Annotated in this window: 15 protein-coding genes; 2 read left to right on the forward strand and 13 right to left on the reverse strand. The window is 38.7% G+C overall.

Annotation, left to right across the window (positions count from 1 at the left end):
• Nucleotides 1-8: 8 nt before the first annotated feature.
• Entirely contained in the window at nucleotides 9-671 is a 663-nt protein-coding gene (locus IOC57_RS11895; RefSeq protein WP_207438917.1) for a methionine ABC transporter permease, read from the reverse strand.
• The gene (locus IOC57_RS11900; protein WP_207438918.1) at nucleotides 664-1,413 is read right to left on the reverse strand and encodes a methionine ABC transporter ATP-binding protein; all 750 of its coding nucleotides are present in this window, start codon (nucleotides 1,411-1,413) and stop codon (nucleotides 664-666) included. Before IOC57_RS11900 ends, IOC57_RS11895 begins: the two co-directional genes overlap by 8 nt.
• A gap of 381 nt (nucleotides 1,414-1,794) precedes the next feature.
• Between IOC57_RS11900 and IOC57_RS11905 the strand changes: the two genes are divergently transcribed.
• Nucleotides 1,795-2,589 carry an alpha/beta hydrolase gene (locus IOC57_RS11905; protein WP_207438919.1) on the forward strand — a complete coding sequence of 265 codons (795 nt, stop codon included), beginning with the start codon at nucleotides 1,795-1,797 and terminating at the stop codon, nucleotides 2,587-2,589.
• 107 nt (nucleotides 2,590-2,696) lie between these two features.
• On the opposite strand, the gene IOC57_RS11910 is transcribed toward IOC57_RS11905, so the two are convergent.
• Together IOC57_RS11910 and IOC57_RS11915 are read right to left on the reverse strand one after the other, a co-directional pair.
• On the reverse strand, nucleotides 2,697-2,861 hold the full coding sequence (locus tag IOC57_RS11910) for a hypothetical protein (protein ID WP_207438920.1): 165 nt from the start codon (nucleotides 2,859-2,861) through the stop codon (nucleotides 2,697-2,699).
• Nucleotides 2,862-2,970: 109 nt separating this feature from the next.
• The gene (locus IOC57_RS11915; protein ID WP_207438921.1) at nucleotides 2,971-3,429 is read right to left on the reverse strand and encodes an SRPBCC family protein; all 459 of its coding nucleotides are present in this window, start codon (nucleotides 3,427-3,429) and stop codon (nucleotides 2,971-2,973) included.
• A gap of 228 nt (nucleotides 3,430-3,657) precedes the next feature.
• Between IOC57_RS11915 and IOC57_RS11920 the strand changes: the two genes are divergently transcribed.
• Nucleotides 3,658-4,926: an ATP-binding protein gene (locus IOC57_RS11920; protein WP_207438922.1), complete on the forward strand. Its 1,269-nt coding sequence runs from the start codon at nucleotides 3,658-3,660 to the stop codon at nucleotides 4,924-4,926.
• Nucleotides 4,927-5,598: 672 nt separating this feature from the next.
• On the opposite strand, the gene IOC57_RS11925 is transcribed toward IOC57_RS11920, so the two are convergent.
• The 9 genes from IOC57_RS11925 to IOC57_RS11965 form a co-directional block, all read right to left on the reverse strand.
• On the reverse strand, nucleotides 5,599-8,775 hold the full coding sequence (locus IOC57_RS11925) for an ATP-binding cassette domain-containing protein (RefSeq protein ID WP_207438923.1): 3,177 nt from the start codon (nucleotides 8,773-8,775) through the stop codon (nucleotides 5,599-5,601).
• 267 nt (nucleotides 8,776-9,042) lie between these two features.
• The gene (gene sspL / locus IOC57_RS11930) at nucleotides 9,043-9,177 is read right to left on the reverse strand and encodes a small, acid-soluble spore protein L (RefSeq protein WP_207438924.1); all 135 of its coding nucleotides are present in this window, start codon (nucleotides 9,175-9,177) and stop codon (nucleotides 9,043-9,045) included.
• A 142-nt stretch (nucleotides 9,178-9,319) separates the two neighbouring features.
• A complete protein-coding gene (locus IOC57_RS11935; protein ID WP_207438925.1) occupies nucleotides 9,320-10,243 on the reverse strand; it encodes a dihydrodipicolinate synthase family protein in 924 nt (307 codons plus the stop codon).
• 22 nt (nucleotides 10,244-10,265) lie between these two features.
• The gene (locus tag IOC57_RS11940; RefSeq protein WP_207438926.1) at nucleotides 10,266-11,051 is read right to left on the reverse strand and encodes an HpcH/HpaI aldolase family protein; all 786 of its coding nucleotides are present in this window, start codon (nucleotides 11,049-11,051) and stop codon (nucleotides 10,266-10,268) included.
• A gap of 283 nt (nucleotides 11,052-11,334) precedes the next feature.
• On the reverse strand, nucleotides 11,335-12,009 hold the full coding sequence (locus tag IOC57_RS11945) for a GntR family transcriptional regulator (protein WP_207438927.1): 675 nt from the start codon (nucleotides 12,007-12,009) through the stop codon (nucleotides 11,335-11,337).
• A 121-nt stretch (nucleotides 12,010-12,130) separates the two neighbouring features.
• Nucleotides 12,131-13,426: an Nramp family divalent metal transporter gene (locus IOC57_RS11950; RefSeq protein WP_207438928.1), complete on the reverse strand. Its 1,296-nt coding sequence runs from the start codon at nucleotides 13,424-13,426 to the stop codon at nucleotides 12,131-12,133.
• A gap of 460 nt (nucleotides 13,427-13,886) precedes the next feature.
• On the reverse strand, nucleotides 13,887-16,226 hold the full coding sequence (gene helD / locus IOC57_RS11955; RefSeq protein WP_207438929.1) for an RNA polymerase recycling motor HelD: 2,340 nt from the start codon (nucleotides 16,224-16,226) through the stop codon (nucleotides 13,887-13,889).
• Nucleotides 16,227-16,758: 532 nt separating this feature from the next.
• Nucleotides 16,759-17,736: a 2-hydroxyacid dehydrogenase gene (locus IOC57_RS11960; RefSeq protein ID WP_207438930.1), complete on the reverse strand. Its 978-nt coding sequence runs from the start codon at nucleotides 17,734-17,736 to the stop codon at nucleotides 16,759-16,761.
• A gap of 99 nt (nucleotides 17,737-17,835) precedes the next feature.
• A complete protein-coding gene (locus tag IOC57_RS11965) occupies nucleotides 17,836-19,149 on the reverse strand; it encodes an Nramp family divalent metal transporter (protein ID WP_207438931.1) in 1,314 nt (437 codons plus the stop codon).
• Between the last annotated feature and the right edge of the window lie 50 nt (nucleotides 19,150-19,199).

Raw genomic sequence — 19,199 nt, forward strand, 5'->3', positions numbered from 1 at the left:
TCCATTATTTATCTTTTATCAATCATTCTGGCTACAGCTGTTCCAATAAATTGGATAAGCTGTACTAGAATAATCATGATGATAATCATATAAATCATTAGCTCTGTTTTAAACTGCTGATAGCCATACCTGATGGCAAAATCGCCGATACCTCCGCCTCCGACCACTCCCATGATCGTTGAGTAGGAAATAAAGCTGATAATCGATGTCGTTAGTCCGAGGACAAGCCCTGAACGAGCCTCCACGTATAGAAATTTAACTATGACATCCTTTACGGAAGCCCCCATGGAAACGGCTGCCTCGATCACACCCTTTGACACGTCCAATAAAGATTGCTCGACCAATCGCGAATAATGGGCAATGGCAATGATCGCTAATGGAACGCAAGCAGATGCTGTACCAATGGCTGTGCCGATTATGAGTCTTGTAAACGGGATTAAAAAAACAACCAATAACAAAAATGGAAAAGAACGAATGATATTGACCAATAAATTTAAAATCGAGAAAGCCCACGGATTATCAAGCAATTGGCCCTTCCTACTAAGAAATAGCAAGGTCCCGACAGGCAATCCAATCAAAATCGCAGCTAAAATGGACACACCAACCATGGTAATGGTTTCGCCAATTGATTGCCAAATTTCTGCCTCATATTGTGCTAAAATCTCAGGCATGACCTAGCCCACCATTCTCTGCTAATTGTTCGATAAAGTATTCTGGACGATTATCCCTTTTTTGGATCCCGGTTGGATCGATTAAGACAGTGTCATAAATCTCTCCATCTGCCATGATCGTTACACGATTGCATATACTTTTAATGACATCCAGCTCATGACTGACAATAACAATCGTCACACCAAAGCGTTTGTTTATATTCCCCAGCACGTCTAATATTTCAGCCGTTGTATTTGGATCAAGGGAAGAGGTCGGTTCATCACATAATAACACTTGCGGGTTATTTGCCAATGCCCTTGCAATGGCAACACGTTGCTTTTGTCCCCCACTTAATTGTGCAGGATATTTCTCCATCTCCTTCTCCAATCCGACAAATTGGAGACACTCCACAACACGGTTCCGACGTTCTTTCTTTGGGTAATTTGCCAGTTCTAAAGAGGCTGCCACATTGTCATGAACCGTTTTATTTGCCACAAGATTAAAATGCTGAAAGATCATGCCAATCGACTTCCGTGCCCCTCGAAGTGCTTTATTGTTCAATGCTGTCAACCTTTGGCCGTTTACCTCCACTTCGCCCGCATCCGGGGTCTCCAACAAATTGATTAGCCGCAGCAACGTTGATTTCCCTGCTCCACTTGCTCCGATTATTCCATGAATTTCACCTTTAGGTATTGTTAAAGTAACAGACTTAATTGCCTGAAACTGTGAAAATTTTTTACTCACTTGATGCAGGTTAATCATAAAATCCCACTTTCTATTTGTTGAAAGATAAGCATATCGCTACTCATTATAATTTCATCAAAGATACGCAACTGAGAAACCATTTTATCAACTAATGAGGACCTAATGCAAAGACACAAATTAACATTAAAGATTTCCAACCCGATTAATCCCCTCTTTCTATTGGCTTTTTATATACCATTCTTAGATATGAGTGATCATTTCATTATTATCATCCTTTATGACTTGATTTTTTTGATTTACACTCTATTAATTAATCGAATTATTCCTTTTAAAATAATAGAGAGTGTATTATAATTATAAATGATAATGGTTATCATTATCATTTATTTTGTTTCTGATCTTCAACATACGAATATTCTAAAGGATGTGGGAAAATACATGATTCAATACCTTGAAGAGAAAATTGCCAACTATGAGGTATGTGTCATCTTACCCTCAAGTTACGATCAATCCAAGAAATACCGAACGATCTATCTGCATGATGGTGGAGAAACGGCCATGCAAGCTGCAAACTATATCGATCATTTAATTCTTTCAGGTCAAATTGAACCACTTATCGTTATTGGAATTGAACCGATTGATCGCAACAATGACTATACGCCGTGGGAAGCACCATCGCTTGCACCTCATGCTTCTTTCTTTGAAGGACAAGCGCAGGTTTATTTACATACTGTTGTAACCAAAATAAAGCCCTATATAGATGCCCATTATGCTACGAATCCTGAGCCGTCACATACAGCTATTTCCGGATGCTCCTTAGGAGGACTTGTTTCGATTTTCGCCTCCTATTATTATCCTGAGGTATTCCATCAATATATCTCATTATCTGCTTCCTTTTGGTACGAGGATGTTCTCCGCTATCTTCAAGGGGAAAAGATTGAACGGCAAGGGAATATCCATATCAAACCGACTGTGAATCGTCAAGATCATCAGCTCTATTTATATGTCGGGGAATTAGAGGGAATTTATAAAGAAACGATTCAACAGCATATGGTTGACTACACGAAGAAGGCCCATCTTGAATTTACCAAGGAAGGATATTTGGAATCCAATCTATTATTTGAGTTAGATCCTGAAGGCACTCATGATGACCTTTTCTTTTCTAACTACTTCATTCAGGCACTTCGTTGGTTATTTGGCATGGAAAATAAAAACGAAACGATGGATCGTTAATTAGCCTTAATCGATTCATCACAATAGCCCCACCAAGAATGGTGATTTCCCTCAAGTCTTGGGGGCTGCTTTTCATAGGTCCTTATCTATTGGCGAATCGAAAGACCCTATTCATAATGGTCGGAATAAAAGTTTCCAACCATCGCTCTATACAGCTCTACTGCAAATTCCTTTAATGATTGTCCATTCAGCAAGGCATCTAGAAACTTTGCACCCTCCACCATGAACCTTTCCTCACTTCCAACAGTGATCGCGACCAGTGGAGTAAGCACCAGTCAAAAATACCCCTCATTTCAATATTCTGCGACAAATAAAAAAGAATCCATCTTGAACAAATTGATCAAGTTGGATTCTTATCCAGGAGATTTAAGTAAGCTTAAATCATGACCTACCCGTTTCTGCTTCAGCTACCTTTTTGACACGTTCTAAAAATTCAACGACCACTTTATCGGTGGCAAACAATAATAATATTTTTAAAAACCACTTTAACGGGCGACTGGTGACTGTATATGTAAAGGAAGTCTTATTGTCATTGATTTTATTTAGTTCATAAAACGCTGTTATTTCAAACATTTTAGCAAGTATAAAGCCTACTTTTAGCTTTTTCTCATTAGTTTCATTCAAATAGTCTAATGTTTCTATATCATACTCTTCTGTTCGCTTTCCTTCTCTATATTTTTGGCGATATACACTTCCAACCATTCCTTCTGTTATTTTAACGGGCTTGTTTTCAATTACTTGAGGCATGATTTGTTGCATATTTTCTACAGAACCATCAAAAAACTTCCAAACATGTTCAATTGGGGCGTTTATTTCTATTTCTCTTGTCCATTTTTTCAATGTAAATCACCTCTACCTACATTATATTCACTTTACTATGTAAAACCAAATTTCCAACTGAATAAATCGATAAATAATTCAAGTTGCATTTTTTAACCAGAGGCGTTTTTAAACAACACTTATTTTGAATTTAAATGTCTTTTTGTAAATAAATTACTTTATAAATTTCTCTTTTTTAGTGTTATTCTTGTATAATAAACCAAACGGTTACTTTTTCAGGAGAATCCAATGAATTTTATTTATATTAATCAAAACATTTTAGATAATCTTTTTTATATCTTGGTAAGTATTTTGATCTATTACATTTTATTAGATCATGGCAAAAGGTTAAGTCAGTATGGCAAGACCCTAATCACTGCATGCATGAGCATTCCTATTATATTATGTATGAAGTTTCCCATTTATATAGATGAATATTGTGTCCATGATCTTAGGCAAGTCCCTTTTATTATAGGGACACTTTATGGCGGTTGGCCTGTAGGGGCTGCTTTGTTAGTCATAATATTGACTTTTAGGTTTGCTTTTTATGGTTTCAATTTACTTACGTTGATTGTTTATATCGTTATATTTATTATAACGGCTCTATTTTCTTCCAAATTCAATAACTTTAATAGAAAAAATAAGCTAAATGCCTCCATACTATTAATTTTGTTTCTCGGAATACTAACCAGCTTTATTTCACTCGTAATGTCTGATTATTTTCGAATAACGGAGGCGTATGTATTTTACTTTATTATCCTCCCTCCTTTCATCATCGGCTTAGCTGTATATATAATGGAAATTTTAAAAGATGCAATTTTAATCCGAACACAAATGATCAGGCTTGAAAAAATGGAGGTAGTCAGTCAGCTTGCAGCTAGTATTTCACATGAAGTTAGAAATCCATTAACCGTAGTGAAAGGATTTGTCCAACTGCTAAAAGCTCCTGATTTAACTCAAGAAGTAAAAGAACAATATATACAGCATGTTGTTAGAGAGCTTAATAGTGCAGAATCCATTATTAGTGAATACTTAGCATTTGCAAAACCTGCAATTGAAAAAGTGGAGAATATTTCAATTAACCGTGAAATAGGCTATGTCATTGAAATGATAAAACCATTGGCTAGCATGAATTTAGTTACTATATCTGAACAGTTGGCTCCATGCATTACCCGGGGGAATATTCAACATTTCAAGCAATGCTTCCTAAACCTAATTAAAAATGGTATAGAGGCAATGCCAAACGGTGGGGAACTTAGTATTGTTTCCTCTGTAAATAATTTCGACATCATCATCGAAATAAGTGACAATGGAATAGGAATGAACAAAGAACAAATAAATCGTTTCGGCGAACCTTATTACAGTTCCAAAGAAAAAGGGACAGGGTTAGGATCAATGGTAGCTGTTAAGACCATCCAAACGATGAATGGTACACTTCATATAAATAGCCTTTTGAATAAGGGAACAACGATTTCAATAACACTTCCCGTTTATCAAGAAGATTATTCTGTAAAATAAATGAAGAATCACGTCTCATAAAAAAAGTCCGCCATTTACGGCGGACTTTCAGACTGTAGACAAACTCGATGAAAATCGAGTTTGTCTACAGTTTTTTTATATAAAAGAAGTTCTAGTTGATTTCAGAAATCCGCTCCCTTTCCGCCGACTGTCTGCCAAGCCGCATCAAAGCAAGCGGCTGCGGGGTCTCGGCTAGCCAGCATTTCGGCAGGACGGTCGCAAATTTCTTCAACCCAATGAGGATACCTAAAAAAACATGAAGGATAATCTAGGGTCTTGGTTCAATAATTTAGATAGAACCCCTTTTGTATACAAACAGAAGAGGCTGGGACATAAGTATTTTAGTCAACGATAAACCCGATCTATAAGCGGAATTTACGGCGAGATCGGGTCTTTATTTGTTCTTTTCCATAGATTTTGTTGCTTTTTGCATCCTATTTTTAAAAATCTAGTGTAATGGAGCGGAAGACCATCGACTACTAAGGGAAATAGAGGAAAGCGAGTGTCTGTAGCGCAATGATACGAACTTGTTCTTACAGCTTGAATGGATGAATAAAAACAACATATACGAAAGCAGCATGATGTTTAATAGGTAGAATAACGTAGAATGATCCTTCTTTGAGGTTGGTTTATTTAAGTATGTCCCAGCCTCCTTTTTTCAATAGCGTGATGTTAAATTTTTTTTTTCTGTTCAAGGCATTGATGGACTGCCATCATGTCTCGTTTGTTCAGTTCACGAATCCGGGCGAAAATGGGGATATCGGCAACGGCCTCGGTACGTTCGCTTTCGACCACGGCATCTTTTACTTTTCCTATCAGCCAGGTCTGCACATCGATGTCCTCGACGATTGCTTTACGGCCTTCATCATCAATGCCACTTGCATGGCAGCTCACACAGGGTATCGTTAATTTATACACACCGTCATGGATGTTATCTTCTGAAATGACTTTCTTCCCATTACAGAATGGGCATTTATGACTTGCCTTAATTTTATTGATTTGGGTAACGATTTTTTTGTAGCCAAATGCTTCATAGACATAGGTTAGTTTTTTGTATTTGCCATTGGTGAAATATTTATCAATAATGGTTTCCCTTGTTTCGTTAATATTGGCAAAGTCACAGATGGTGATCTGATTTTTGCGGCTGATTGCATCGATATTGCCTTTTATGCTGTCCCAGAATGGCAGGGCATTCTGTAAAACCACTTCATACCCGACGAAGCTTGCCAGTTCCAGTTCGAGCATTTTCAATGCAGCTTTTGTTTCCCGAGGAAGGAATGAGACATCATCTGTAAGTGCGATATCGCCGCCCACAATCGCTTTTAGTTTTTCCAGCTCGGGCAGCTTCCCTACAATTTTGATGACTTGATCAATCGGCTGTTGGATGATCTCACGAATGTCTGTATCAGCAAATGTCAGTTTTTTATGATGGTTCAGGACCGTCCCTTGACAGATAGGACAGGCGATCATCTCTTTTGATGCTTTCATCTGCTCTTTAATGATCGATTTCGATATGAACATATAACGCCCAATGATGAAATTGAATCCTTCCCATGTTCTTGATGCCTTGCCTGCCTTATCGTAAAAGGACTTTTCCCAATACCCATATAAGAAGGTCTGCTTTTCCTCATCTGTCATCTCATTATAGCTTTTACTAATGTCGTGACCGAGTTCATTCTTGATCTCATCAAACAGGAATTGCAGTTTTGAATGTTGATAAAACTTTAGTACTTCCATCACGTCCGGATGTAATAAGCCATCCCAGAATGGCACGTTTTTGTCTTGAATGACGACATCAAAATCAAATTTTTCAATGACCCTGCGGCCCGAACAGCTTGGACAATGATTTTCTGCCGAATAGAAATCGAAGCTTCTTGTATCTTTATTGGTTGGATTGGCAGCCACTAGATGATTGATCATTCCGCCTAATTCATAAAGAAACGTATATTGACTGTACAAGTGCCGTTCAAGATCGATGGCGATCACAGGTGCGATCGTGTCTGACTCGTATTCACCATAAATTACACGAGCGATTGGTGATAAGCTTTTTAAAATGCCGCCCTTATAGACGTTCTCTGCCTTATTAAAATACCCCAGATGATTTTCCTGTACATAATTGATGCCATTTTTTGACCGAAGTGTGGAAGAGATTTGCAATGGCTCCACTCCATCGTCACTGTCTTTGTGACGATAATGATCATCATGACTGACAACGTCGAGATGCTGGACAGGTGTTAGCAGTCGTTTACCAAAATCAACGATGTAATCCGAGCTTTCCAGCATGTAACCATTATGTTCAATCATGATGATGGAGACCGATTCATCCTCCAGGATGCCCCTGACACTATCGATGAATTGGTTTAAAATATTTTGCGATAACCCTTTTGAAGGCTCGTCAAAAATGAACAGCGTGTGTGGGTTTCTTGTCTTCGCAAAAAGCTCGGAAACTAAGTGGACGCATTGAAATTCACCCGTCGATAGTGTTTGTGTTTTTCTTTCTAACGTCAAATAACCAAGCCCAAGTTTGATCAATAAGCTCAAGCGTTTATGAGCGATGTCCTCATTTGGCAATTCTTCGATGATATCTTCAATCGAACGTTGGAAAATATCATCAATTTCATCCGTGTATTTGGTGAGTTTCTTTTTAATATCAAGAAACGTCGCAACGGTTGATCGACTGGTAATCGATTTGTTTCGGTCCTGCCCGACCATGACCAGTTTATCTTTTGGATACCGCTTCTGAAAATCTTTAGAGATACATTCATTGACAAGTGTAGATTTACCGCAGCCTGATTCACCCGTAAAGGTAACGAGCCTATTCTTAGGAATCCGAATTTCTTCCATTTGAATATTACGGCAGTAAAGATCCTGAAATTGATAGTATTCCGTTGGCGTTGCTTCATTTCTTTCCCAGATGATTGGTTTGGGACGTGGTGATTCCTCAACAATTTTCCCGCCATATTTCCCGCTGCCAGGTCCAAAGAACAATTGTTCATCTGTGCTATCTAATACCGTGTCTGAGTGATCAATGAGCCAAATTTGATTCTTATAACCTAATTGTTTAATCTGTTCTAAAATCTTCAGAAGGGTTTGATGATCAAGACCGACGGAGATTTCATCAATGATGATCACGGTATTTTCACTTGTCGACATGAATTCGGCCAAGTAAAGCCGTGTTAATTCCCCACCTGATACTGTCCCCATAATACGGTTTAAGCCTAAATAACCAATATTCATATTGATTATATTTTGGAGAATATGCTGTTTAGCTTCACTAATATGTAATGTCTCTGCCAGTGAAAGGATCGTTTCAATGCTTAAGTTGTTGATATCGGAAATAGTATGCGGGCGATCTAATAATTCAATGGTATACTGCTCAACTTCTTGATTGTAGCGCTTCCCCTCACACTTTGGACATTCTACATTTTTAGTCGTACCGCGACCTTTACAAGCGGGGCACCAGCCTAAGGCATTATTAAATGAAAAAACTTCCGGAGAAAGATTGAATGTTTCTGCAAGACAAACACGAATCTCTTTAAACACACCCGTATGTGTGCCAATGGTTGAACGGGGATTGGCTGAAATGGATGATTTGCCTAGAAAAAGGACCAGCGGCATTTCTTCCATCTTGATGGCGCTGAAATTGGTTTCCATAATATTAGGAAATAAATACTGATATTCAGACTTGGGCAATAAGGAAACAAGACGCTTCTTGGATTCTTCCCCAATGGTTTGGCAAAAAGTCGTTTTCCCGGAACCGGATAATCCAGCAATCCCCAATGATTGGTCGTCTGGCAGTGATGAATCTAAATGATTTATATTGTTCGCTATTAATCGATTTATTTTCATTTGTAACTCCTCTCCATTTTATTAAGCTCAGTCTTTCATATTAGCACAGCGACAAATGTATTTGGTACTTTTTTAACGGCAGCTCCACCCTTCTATTCTTTCACATTCCGCTGCTCCAAAAACATATGATTCATCGACAAAAATCGTGGACTTAGGATAGGATTTTTCTCCATAATCAATAAGATGATTCTTATTGATTATGAAAGCCCCTCTCTATAAGAGAAGGGCTTTCTTTACGAAGTATGACCATATTTTTGTCCGATACACCTATTTTGTATTGGACTTTTTTGCTTTGTTTTCAAGCTCGCTTTTGGGCTCTGAGGAGAATTCGACATCTTTTCCATGTCCTTGCGGGTTAACACTTGGTGCGATTTGGCCTCTTCCTGCTGTCTTTTTACTCATTTTCTTCACCTCCAAGTATATTATGTCCGAACTGTTGTAAATTAAAATGGAGGTCGCTTCTTTCGGTGAACTAGTCAACAAGGCAGGCAAATTAATAAAGAAGAACAATTGAGTTTAAGCTACATCCACCAGAATGCCACTATTAAAGATGTACACTTTCAAAAGGTAAATTCCATGATTTAAGAATGTTGTTTATTTCTTTTTTGTCCGACTCACCTAAAGGAGCAACGGGTTCCCTAGTTACACCAGCAGTCAGACCCAATTGTTCCATAGCTTCTTTAATCACCACGACATTATTACCGTTGTTATATTTTGCTCTAAGATCCTCAAATGGCAATATCTCGTGCCAGGCTTTCCACACTATTTCCTTGTTGTCTTCACGCAGTGCTGCTAACAATTCAAATGATTTTTCCGGATAAAGATTCACCAGTCCGGAAGTAAATCCTACCGCTCCAGCATGAAAGAAAAATGGCGCCCACTTTTCTGCTGTACCGCAAATCCAAGCTAGATTATGCTTTTTAGGTATATCGGAAACAACTTTTGTAAATCTCGGTAAATCATTAATTGCGTATTTAACTCCAACAAGTTTCTCCAAAGATGATAATTCTTTTAGGACATTATCACTCAGATTTGGATCTTTGAAATAGATTATAGAAGGTATATCCAGTGCATCAATTATTTTTTTGAAATATTCTACTGCACCTTTTTCTGTAATGTATGGGTGAATCGGTTGATGGATCATAACGCAATCAGCACCGGCTTTTTGAGCTTCTTTTCCTAGCTCTATCGCAATCTCCGCAGCGTAACCGACACCTGCTACAACAGTCGCCCTTCCATCTACCAGGCGGACAACCTCTTTTGTTATGTCTTTTGCTTCCTCCAGGGTTAAAGCATAGAACTCACCAGTGTTCCCATTTGGCACAATTACTTCGCTTCCATGTTGGAGCAAAAATTGTATATTCTCCTCCAAGCCTTTCCAATTAATCGCTTTTGTTTCCTTTTCAAACGGTACAATATTAATTGCGGTAATAGTCGAAAGTTTTTCACTGAAAGTTGAATAACTCATGGATTTCCTCTCCCCTATTTTATTATGATTCTAAAGCTGTTTCGCCTTTTGCATCTTTTATATAATCCTTAAAAGACTGGTTAATCAGAGATGTTACTGTAAGTCCTACATAATCTGCACCCCATTCTTTTCGGCTTATCGCACCAGCTTTATCTTTTGAATGTATCCCAACTCTCACTCCATACTTTCTGGCAGTTTCGTAAATTCTATCAATACTTTTTAATACTACTTGATGATCAATCCGGCCCCCAAAACCTAAGGAGACTGATAAATCAGTAGGACCGATATAAACCATATCAATTCCTTCAACACTTAAAATCTCCTCAAGGTTTTTCATTGATTCTCCAGATTCAATATGAATGCAAACTAAGCTTTGTTCATTAGCGTGTTCCAAATATTCATGAATCGGTACTGTGCCATACTTAGCTGCCCTCATTGAAAATGCTGCTCCCCTTTTCCCCCTTGGAGGATATTTCACTGCCTCAACGATTTTTTCAGCCTGTTCCTTCTCATCAACCTGGGGAACGTGGACCCCATGTGCTCCTCTATCCATCGCTTTTAGAATCTCACTAGGATTGCTTGAGCCAACTCGAACCAAAGGTGTCACTCCTGCATTTTCTGATGCAATTACCATATGCTCGATATTTTCAGCCGAAAGCATCCCATGCTCATTATCAATGACAACAACGTCAAATCCGTTATATCCGGCCATTTCAACCATTTGCGTACTTGGAAAACCAATAAAAATTCCAAATACCGTTTCCTGTTGATCTTTATTGAACGAAGATTTCAATTTGTTGTTAAACACAAAACCCATCTCCCCTTTGGATTTTATAATGATTTATTTAGATGTCGTTAGTACATAAATCTTTTATTAATTACTCAAATGATATCTGATATATGATATATGATATATCATAAAATGGTACAGAGTTTTCCCAATGCCAATAACATTCAGAATTCGTTCAATCCTTCATACTATGGATAACCGGACTCGCTTTCTAACAAAAACGCCATCTTCAAATAACATAAAAAAGAGAGAGATGGCGCAAAATTCTAAGATGCCTTTTTCTTCAAAAATTAGGGAGATCTTACTTGCTGCTGTTTTTGTTTAAGGTAAAAGTTGTAGAACGGTTAATGTGATTGCGCATGGCATCCTCTGCACCTACCTCATCCTGCAATTTTATCTTCTCAAAAATGAAATAATGGTCATTAAAAGCCCGTTCGTGTTCCTCCTTATGAGACAATGCTTTCTCCCTAAAAAACTTGTCAAAGGAACATACTGCTTCTATTTGATTGGAGATATAAGTATTCTTCGCCGTTTTTTGGATGAAATCATGGAATTCACTATTATACTTTTTCAGCATTTCGCTATTTTTTTCCTTTGTGTAAGTTTCCATCTCTTTTAGGATAGACTCAAGCTTTTCTAATTCTTCTTTAGTTCTTTTCTTTGCAGCCAACCGTGCCGCAACTCCCTCCAGTGCTGCCCGTGCCCATCTTATTTCCTCCACTGAGCTCATGAAACTTTCGGAAACAAATGAACCCTTTCTGGCTTGGGTTACAACTAATCCATCTTTTTCAAGCTGTCTCAAAGCCTCTTTGACCGGAGTAGTGCTAACATTAAACTCTTTGGCTAGTTCCCTCTCTCTTAGGTGAGTTCCAGGCTCATACTTTTTGTTCAATATTGCTTCTTTAAGCTCTTCATAAATCAACTCCCGAACAGACCGTGATTGCATACTTATCCTTGTTATAACATCGTCGCTCATTCTATTTATCTCCTTCTGAACATTGTTAAACCTATTATAGCATTTGGTTAAAATAGATTAACAATTAATTCCTGATGTTATGCGCACCTTTGCACGATGACATAAATTTATTTTTAGCAAATTAGGAGATGAAGCTTAAGAGGAGTTGGTAGGATCCCCAAATCGCTAATAATGTCGTCCCAACTAACATAATGTTTTCAAACCAGTTGTTCGTATGTTTGCCCAAATATTTTTTCTGATTAGAAATAATTAGAAGGCCCACCGCGATCGCTGGTAAACCTACTATATTCAGTGCATTCGTAAAAAGAGTCAGGGCCACAAATCCAGTAGACCCAGGGATAGACCAGATAATTGGTGAAATTAAGAGAAATAAACTAATCCACTTAAATTTGGTGTCTCCCTCTATTTTCTGTTCTTTTGTCAATACCTTATTAGTCACCTTATAATAGCAATCCGTAATCACCTTTGCATAGCCATTCGCTGTTCCAATAACACTGCTATAAAGGATTGCAAAAACACCTAAGTAAAAAACCCAGGATCCTAGATCGCCCATGTATATGGATAGAGCACGGGAAATATCATCTATGTCCTTGATTTGGATTTGATTTGGACGAAGGATTTCAGCTCCAACTATCCATATAGCTAAAGTAAGGGTAATGGCCGCAATAAATCCGAATAGTAAATCATTACGTTGAATTCGTTTATGAACTGGCTTCGTCCAGCCTTTATCCTGTAAAAAGTAAGGATAAATCAGATTAGTAAGAGAACCTGCTACTGCGCCCACCAATGAAACACCTACAAGAATAACGGAATATGCACCTGTATCCTCTGGTAGACCAAAGCCAACCGTCCCCTTAAGAATACTCCCAACATCCGGTCCACTATATACGGCCAATCCTATAAAACATATGGTTAAAACGGCCAATAAACCTTTCATGACCAGCTCTAATTTTTTATAAGCATTACTTCCCGCAATGAACAAGCTAATTAAAACGACAATAATTGACCAAATGAAATCGCTGCCAATTCCAAACATCCAATTGAGGGCTATTCCTGAACCTTTTATCATTTGCGCTATTATTAAATGCCCTATTACCAGGGAGGCGATCCCAAAGAAGAAAGGGAAAAATTTATGGAGGCGTGCATACCCTTCTAAAATAGTCATTCCTTGATTATTGTATATCTGGTACCGCCCCATAATATTACAAATGACAAACCGGATTAATAGAGATAATACAAGAAGCCACATTAAATTATAACCAAAGCTTGCACCAGATACAGATGCAGTGATAAGGTCACCCGCTCCCATCATGGTAAGGATCATAATAATTCCCGGTCCATATTCCTTTACACTATTCCATACCTTTTGTAAAAAAGTTTTATTCGATTGGATATCAAGTTCTTTTTGGATCTCCATTCTCCCATCCCCCAATTATAATGTTTTTCAAATTATTCAATTATGAAAAGCATTTACATTCAACTCACGCGACTGGGTTTCCTCCTGGAAGTTCAAAAAAAATACAGACCATGTTGAATTAACAATTTATTGGTCCTTAAAAGATGGAAGACAAAAAGATTCATTGTTTCTCACTATTAATATTGGTTTAGAATGTATCCCTCCTTTCATTTTATAGAAAGCGCTTACATATAAGTGTAACGCATGATGTTTTATATATGAGATATGATATATCAGTTTAATGAATGAGTCAATCTATTTTTACATTATTTTGAATTGATTCATCCATGTATAGTGAAATTTGTAGAAAGTCTCCCTCCAATCAGTAACTTATAAAGATTACCCCAATAAAAAAACCTGCATAGAACTAGGTCTACACAGGTTTCAACAAGCAGTTTTCTATATTTTGGGTTTCCCTTTGTTATTCCAAGGTCAGAAGCAAACGCTCCGTTGCATCGTTGAGCAAGAAAGGACTGGGTTCGCCAACCGTATATATCTGTAAGTCATGCATAGCCCTGGTACATGCGGTATAGAACAATCTTCGTAAGCTTTCATCACCATATGTTTGCACAGATGCATCATAAATGATGACAGCATCAAATTCGATGCCTTTGGCCAAATATGCAGGAATGACAACAACACCCTGTTCATATTCACTTGTGCCTTTCTGTACGAGTTTAATATCACCGATGATACTAAGGGCATCGTAAGCAGCGGCACTTTCGGCAGCGGATTTACATATTATTGCGATTGTATTATACTCACGACTTTGAAAGTCCTTGACTTTAGACACGATTTCGCCGTGCAATTTATCACGGCTAGGCACCTCAGTCAGTACAGGCTTCTCGCCTTCACGGTCGAATGCCTTAATTCGATGGCCTTCAGGAACTAGTTCACGTGTAAATTCTATAATCTGTTTTGTGGATCTGTAGCTTTGAGCCAACGTTATACTCTCGGTTTCACTTAGTCCGTATAAACTGGTAAGCGTCTCGAAATCCACCCGTTCACTGGCATGAGCGAATATTGCCTGGTTAAAGTCACCGAGCACGGTCATCCTTGCTGACGGAAACAACCGTTTCAAAAACTCGAATTGAAATGGAGAATAATCTTGCGCTTCATCCACAAGCACGTATTTAATAGAAGTATTCGTCTGAAACCCTAGAATTAGCTCCTTTAATAGTAAAAATGGAGTCGCGTCTTCGTAATGCAGTTTACCATCGTTCAGCATTTTTTGCGTTGATAAGCAAATTTCCCTTTCTACAGGTGTTTTACCCTCGTTCCGCAGATCGATCCGTGTTTGATCGTCAAAAAGTTGCTTGTATATGCCCTTAATGTCGATAAAATGAAATGCTTTTATCCGTTTGCGTAACGTCTTCAATTTCTTACGAACGATCATACGTGCGAGCATTTTATTCTCTTTCTCATAATCGTCAAAGGAATCTTCAGTAAGGCCGCGTTTTTTCTCTAAGTAGGTGTATACCTTTTGATAGTCTTCTTTGCTAAGATACTCGATTTCCTCCTGGACCCAAGGTTTTTTCAACTCCACCTTTTCCCTTTCATCAAGTAAATCACATAACCACTCTTTCAACTTTTCAATCCTATTGTGAAAAGTTAGTGTGGTGTCTGTGTTATAAAATCTTTCTGAGATTTGTTGGGCCGTGACGAGCGTTTCCCCTCGAAACCTTAACCCTTTAAATATCAATCCGGATAATTCCAGTGTTTTACTGTATGCTTTGATCATCTCAAAGAAGCGAATTGAAGCCTTAAATCGGATACTCGCTGTCCGAGTGCTATAGGAAGGATCATCCGCTGCAGTCAATAAAAATTCCAGTTGCTCATAGGGGTCTTCAACTTGAAATGAGTCAGCCAGACGATGGTCCAAATATTCCTGGAATGTTACCTGTTGCATATTCTCTTCGCCAAGTTCGGGTAGTACATTGGATACGTAGTTATTAAACATTGAGTTAGGAGAGAATAGAATGATTTGATTGGCTTTTAGCCTATCTCGATACTTGTAGAGCAAGTAAGCGATCCGTTGGAGGGCAGCTGATGTCTTACCACTGCCAGCGGCTCCTTGAACAATGAGCAGACGCCCGCGATCGTTCCGGATGATCCTATTTTGCTCCCGTTGAATGGTGGACACAATACTGTGCATATGCTTATCCGTTCCCTTACCAAGCACCTGCTGCAGTATCTCATCTCCAATGGTGAGACTCGTATCGAACATTGATTCGATAACCCCTCCCTTGATGATATATTGCCACTTTTTCTCCAGCATCCCCCGAATTATGCCTCCGGGAGTGGAATATTCTACTGGGCCGGGAGGAAAGTCATAATAGACACTCGAAATCGGAGCCCTCCAATCGTAGACAATGAAGTTTTCTCCTGTTGTATCAGCAAGAGTGGAGGTCCCAATATAAATATGTTCCGTAAGGGAAGACCCTTCTTCAGTTAAATCAATCCGGCCGAAATAAGGTACTTCCTGCATGCGGCGCAGTGTTGACAGCCTCTTGAAAGCATATCTATGTGCGCCTTCGCTGACTGACAAGTCTTGAGCCTGCTGCCTTAAGCCAATGATCGTCTCGAGGTAATCATCGAAAGTATCCATATTAACTTTGAGGTCATCCCAAAAGTGCTTACGGATATTAACAACTTCTTTCCTACGCAGGGAAGTTTCTCCTTCGATTTTGCTGATTTGCTTCGTAATGGTTTTCATCACCTCATCCAAACGTTCTTGCTCCTGCCGAATTTCATTGTTCATATCAGACACTCCTTTAAAAAATGAGAAATTAGGGGTTGACTAGAGGTGGGTTTTACCTTACACTTATAGTAAGGGGTAAACTGTTTTGATTAATTTATAAATGTGTTTCTATACTAATTTATCATAATCTCTGAATTATATCAATGTATATTTCACATCAGTTACCATAATAAATCGTCGTTTTAAACTCTAATTGAACATTTAAAGCCATTAGCCAGTTGAGCAAGTAGCTTGACTGGCCATTTTTATGACTATTCACATGATAAAAGCCTGAACGCTTGACCACTAAGAGCGCCAAGGGCGGACCGCCCGCGGAAAGCAAGTGCCCTAGGTTCCAAGAATGTTCGAATTTTACAAACCCTCAATAAAACTGGCGGCAAAATCAATTATCGAGTTTGTCGACAAACGAAGCCCTCCTTCATAGAGGGCTTTTTCGCTTTGCAGGATGAGTAAAGATATTGAATAATCCAGAATTAAAAAATGGATAGCCACAAATAAGGCTATCCATCGTGATTTATAAATGCCATCTAAATCAATTTACCTTTACACCAGCTTTAATCAAGGTAGGCGGAGTTTCCCCCTGTAATCCTGCTACAAGGTTGGTTGCGGCCAGCATCGCCATTTTCCGGCGGGTTTCATATGTTGCGGAACCGATATGAGGCAAAGTGACGACATTCTTCATGGAAAGCAGTGGATTGTCTTCCTGGACGGGTTCCTGTACAAAAACATCCAGTCCTGCTGCATGAATTTCACCAGTTTCAAGCGCCGCGATCAAGGCTTCTTCATCCACTGTTTTCCCTCTTGAACAATTGATGAAAATGGCTGTCTCTTTCATGAGTTTGAATTCTTTTTCCCCCATCATGTTTTCAGTTTGGGGAGTTAGCGGTGTCATCAAGCAGACAAAATCAGATTGCTTTAACAGATCTTCCAAAGAACAGTATGCAGCTCCATACTTTTGTTCTGCGTCTTCGTTTCTAGATCTGTTGTGATATAAGATGTTCATATCGAATCCAAAACGGGCCCTTTTTGAAATGGCAGATCCTATTCCGCCCATTCCGATAATGCCTAATACTTTATGATGGACGTCCACGCCAAACGATTTTTCTCCGATATTCGATGTCCATTGCCCTGATTTAACCATTAGGTCCAACTCAGGCATTCTTCTCGCTGTGGACAGCATCAACCCCATAACCGTATCGGCTACTGTCTCGTTCAATACCTCAGGAGTGTTCGTAGCCAGGATTCCTCGATTGGACAGCTCCGTTACATCCAAATTGTCGTAACCAACCGATGAATTACAAACGATTTTTAATTGCGGTGCTTGATCCAGTAAAGTTTTATCCACCTTTAATCCTGAACCTAATATACCTTGTGCGTTCTTCAGCTCTTGGAGAAATTCAGAATAATTTTGTGAGTCAAGACCCTCAAAATAAACGACATCACAAGCCTCTTGAATATAATCCAATACTTCTTGATCCACTTTCTTATAGATGATTACTTTCGGTTTCATCACTGATACCTCACTTCCAATAAAGTAGACCCCATCGGGATCGAATGTCGACATAACCTTTATGTTTTGAAATACCTCTATCTATAATCTACCATTATTTTAAATAAAGGTAGTAGCTAATTGAACTGCTGACCAAACCGCTAAAATGGACGCCAAAGTTAAAACAATATTTTCGAACCAGTTATTTTTATATTTCCCCATCAAGCTTTTTTGATTTGATAGCACCAGCATCCCAATTGCGATAATCGGAAAACCGATTATGTTTATTGCATTTACGCCAATTGTCAAGGCAATGAAACCAGGCATGCCGGGAATCGACCAAATGATTGGCGTAACTAATACAAAAATCATAATCCATTTATACATGGGATCTTTTTCATATTTACCATTGTACTTTTCGCGTCGGCCTTTATTTATTACGTAAAAGGCATCTACTATCAATCTTGGAAAACCAGTTGACTTTCCTACTATACTCGCGAATAATACGCCAAATACCCCAAGATAAAAAATGTACCAACCAAATTGCCCTAACGACATTTGTAATGCCATCGCCAAGTCATCAATCGTTTCCACATGAATTCCATTCGGTTTTAAAATTTCCGCTCCAACAACCCAAATGGCCAAATTGATCACAATGCAAACTCCGATGGCAAACAATAAATCATTTCTTTGAACCTTTACATGACTCGGTTTCGTCCATCCCTTTTCTCTCATGAAATATGGATGGACAAAGTTCGAAATGGATCCTGCCACTGCACCGATAATTGAAATCGCCACCAATAATGCCCCATGAACGCCAGTATCACTTGGGATGCTAAAACCAACCGTTCCTTTAATGATTTGCCCCACATCCGGTGTTGCTTGAATGGCTAGGAACAAGAAGGCAATTGTCAATAATGCCAATAGCACTTTCATTACACTTTCAATTCTATTATAAATATTCCTGCCAATAAGCATAAACACTAATCCTACAACTACCATCGAAGCTAAGAATGGCTGATTAACATGGAATAGGGTCGATAATACCTCCCCCGCGCCCTTAATCATATAGGCATTAAAAAGATGACCCATGATTAATGCATAACCAAACATAAAATAACCGAAAAATGGATGAATACGCCCATAGCCTTCAAGAATGGTTAATCCCTCGGTGTTACAAAGCTGAAACCGAGCAATAATATTAACGATAAGAAAACGAAGGATTAATGACAGGGCTAAAATCCACATTAAACTATATCCATAATCTGCACCGGCAACAGAAGAAGTCACCAGATCTCCGGCTCCAAGCCACGTTAACACGGCAAGAATCCCAGGACCATAGGCGGTTTTAAACTTCGTGAAGAAATTTGGTTTCTTACTTTCGATCTCAGGAACAATCACAGTGGATTCAGCAAGATTTGATTGATTTTTCAAGCTATTCACTCCATTCAAAAGAGTATGTATTCGCTTTCATTTTTACTTAG

Origin of the sequence: Bacillus sp. SD075, from assembly GCF_017355165.1 — a bacterium.
Classification (GTDB): Bacteria; Bacillota; Bacilli; order Bacillales; family DSM-1321; genus Peribacillus.